Annotated in this window: 4 protein-coding genes; 3 read left to right on the top strand and 1 reads right to left on the bottom strand. The window is 70.5% G+C overall.

Annotated elements, in window-relative coordinates; translation table 11 throughout:
• Nucleotides 1-259: hypothetical protein (locus ACLN58_RS22030; protein ID WP_415857343.1), on the top strand; the 259-nt coding region annotated here is incomplete at its 5' end.
• 28 nt (nt 260-287) lie between these two features.
• Nucleotides 288-944 (top strand): phosphatidic acid phosphatase, encoded by a 657-nt coding sequence (locus ACLN58_RS22025; RefSeq protein ID WP_415857342.1) that lies wholly within the window; start codon nt 288-290, stop codon nt 942-944.
• Between the two features lie 60 nt (nt 945-1,004).
• On the opposite strand, the gene ACLN58_RS22020 is transcribed toward ACLN58_RS22025, so the two are convergent.
• Nucleotides 1,005-1,235 carry a hypothetical protein gene (locus ACLN58_RS22020; RefSeq protein ID WP_415857341.1) on the bottom strand — a complete coding sequence of 77 codons (231 nt, stop codon included), beginning with the start codon at nt 1,233-1,235 and terminating at the stop codon, nt 1,005-1,007.
• Between the two features lie 191 nt (nt 1,236-1,426).
• Between ACLN58_RS22020 and ACLN58_RS22015 the strand changes: the two genes are divergently transcribed.
• Nucleotides 1,427-1,555: HTH domain-containing protein (locus ACLN58_RS22015; protein WP_415857344.1), on the top strand; the 129-nt coding region annotated here is incomplete at its 3' end.

Below are 1,555 nucleotides of genomic sequence, written 5' to 3'. Positions count from 1 at the left end.
GGTTGAGGACGTCGACGCTGCCGCGGGGTTCACGCTCACTGCCGAGGGCGGCCTTGCCCTCGCGCGCAACCGCACGGTCGGCGCCGTCGAACGCCTCCTCGACGACGTCCACGCGGAGATCGCCGTCAAGGGGAAGATCTTCTCGTGCGTGACCTCGGGCCAGTCGCCCGCGGCCGTCGTCGCGGGGCTGTCGGGGCTCGACGTCGAACCGGGGCTGCTCGGCGCGGTCGTCGAGCTCGTCCTCGCGGACGCCGAGTAGGGAAGCCAAGCAGCCTCGGGGGCCCGTCATGTGCGTGCACATCGGCGGGCGCCCGGCCGCCCTGTGGCAAACTGGCGGCGTGGTGTGGGGGCGTTCAGGGAGCTACGCGGCCGCGCGCGCGATCACGGAGGCGCTGCAGCCACCCATTGTCGTCGCGATCATGATGCTGCTGAGCCCGGCCGGCAGCCCCGGTTTTCCGGGCACCTTCTGGTTCGGGCTTGTCGCGGCCGTCCTCACGTGCGGGGTTCCGTTCCTCGTGCTCGTGGCGCTCGTGCGCGCGGGGAAGGTCACCGACCACCACGTGAGCGATCGCCGGCAGCGCGGCCCGGTCCTCGGGCTCTCGCTCGTGATCGTGCTCGCGGGGCTCGGCCTCCTCGGCCTGCTGCACGCGCCGGCCAGCGTCATGGCGATGGTCTTCGCCCTCGTGGGCGGGATCGCGCTGCTGGCCCTCGTGAGCCTCTTCTGGAAGATCAGCGGTCACGCCGCGGCAATCACGTCCGCGGCGGTCTCGCTCCTGTTTCTCTTCGGTGCGGCCTGGTGGCCGGTGTTAATGCTGGTGCCCGCCGTGATCTGGTCCCGGCTCGTGCTCCGCGCCCACACCCTCGCCCAGCTGCTGGCGGGGGCTGTGTTCGGCGGAGGCGTCGTGGTGGGGCTCTGGCGGGGGCTGCTCGCGTGGTTCGGCTGAGCCCCCGCTGCTCTGTCTAGCCAAGCCCGGCCTTCTAATCCGGGCCCCTAGCCCAGGCCCCTAGCCCAGGAGGCGGTGGCTCGGGCCGTCAGGTGCCTGCCACGCCGTGTCCTTCGCCTCGTCGATGGCGCGCGAGAGCTCCGCCCCGCGGCGCCAGGCCGCGCGCAGTGAGCTGAGCGCCCGCCGCGCCCCGGATTCGCGATATATCGCGACACGCCCCTCGTGGCGCGCCTGGGTGGGGCTTGCCGCCGTCGTTCGGTGAAGCTGGCTCTGTCCCGCGATGCTGCTCATGTGTGGTCCCCTTCGCTCGTCTCTTCCCCTGTCCCACGTCCAGTGTCCTCGCCGATGAGGACAGGGTCGGTCCGCTGGATTTCGAGATATAACGCGTTGATGAAGTCACGATATATCTCGACTCTGGATCCACACAAGGCCTCGGCGAGTTGAGGACAGGAACTGTCCGCAGAGCGGGCGATCATAGTTCCATGGCAGACACGACCCAACGCGTCCTCAGCCTGCTCAACCTCCTGCAATCGCGTCCCGTGTGGACCGGTGCGGAGCTCGCGGAGCGGCTCGGCGTCACGACGCGCAGCGTGCGGCGCGACGTCGAGCGG

The organism is Sinomonas sp. G460-2, assembly GCF_047759905.1.
Lineage (GTDB): Bacteria > Actinomycetota > Actinomycetes > Actinomycetales > Micrococcaceae > Sinomonas.
Note: the sequence above shows the minus strand (reverse complement) of the source record. Positions and strands in the feature narration are given on the sequence as shown.